The organism is Oleiphilus sp. HI0043, assembly GCF_001634935.1.
This window is the reverse complement of the sequence record NZ_LWEY01000253.1, coordinates 1-716: the sequence shown is the minus strand read 5'-3', so window position 1 is coordinate 716 and position 716 is coordinate 1. Positions and strand designations below refer to the sequence as shown.

Annotated in this window: 2 protein-coding genes; one reads left to right on the top strand and one right to left on the bottom strand. The window is 42.2% G+C overall.

Going from position 1 to position 716, the window contains the following annotated elements:
- The coding region (locus A3729_RS03830; protein ID WP_231877328.1) for a nuclear transport factor 2 family protein at positions 1–343 on the top strand (343 nt) is incomplete at its 5' end.
- A gap of 12 nt (positions 344–355) precedes the next feature.
- On the opposite strand, the gene A3729_RS03825 is transcribed toward A3729_RS03830, so the two are convergent.
- Positions 356–550, bottom strand: a complete 195-nt coding sequence (locus tag A3729_RS03825) for a DUF6316 family protein (protein ID WP_068506723.1) — start codon at positions 548–550, stop codon at positions 356–358.
- Positions 551–716: the final 166 nt, after the last annotated feature.

The window sequence follows — 716 nt, the reverse complement described above, 5'->3', positions numbered from 1 at the left end:
CTTATCGGGAGCAGAAGTAGGGCTTATGTGGAAAATGCTCTGCACGCGCGCAAAAGACTTCGACCTTAGTTTTAATGTGGCTAAGGTGAACGACACACAAGGTGAAGTGAACTGGGAAGCAAATTACTTGTTTTCTAAAACGGGTCGAAAGGTAAATAATAAGATTAAGGCAAACATTACCTTTAAAGATGGATTGATTTACCAGCATCACGATGACTTCAACTTTTGGCGTTGGTCTCGTCAGGCGATCGGGCTTCCTGCATACTTGTTAGGCTGGTCTAGTACCTTTCAAAATGCAGTATCAAAACAGGCAATGGCGCAATTATCCCAGTTTGAAAGTTAGATCAATGTAACGCTAGCCACTATTTTTGAAAAACGAATCATTTACGTGCCTGATGTATAACACCAAAGCACTTTCTGCTTCTTGTCGAGAGTGGAAGGGGCCTTCCTCGGTCATTTCTCGCGTCGTGAAAAACCAGGAATCATTAACATGAGTAAAACGATTGCTGCGGAACCAGCTTTTATCACCTTCACCGGAACGAACTGTCATGAGCTTTCTCCTTAACTACGTACCTCATCGTATTAGCAACAGGTACTAAGGGTGATCGTCATAATAAAAAAGAAATAGAATGTAGGCGGCAATAGGTCTGCCTATAGACCGGGGTCTAATACTATCTAATTGTAGTGTTTGTATGAAATGTAGCCAGGAAAATGCG

Coding starts and splice junctions, on each gene's coding strand:
- A3729_RS03825 (WP_068506723.1), bottom strand. CDS start 550: ATGACAGTTCGTTCCGGTGAAGGTGATAAAAGCTGGTTCCGCAGCAAT.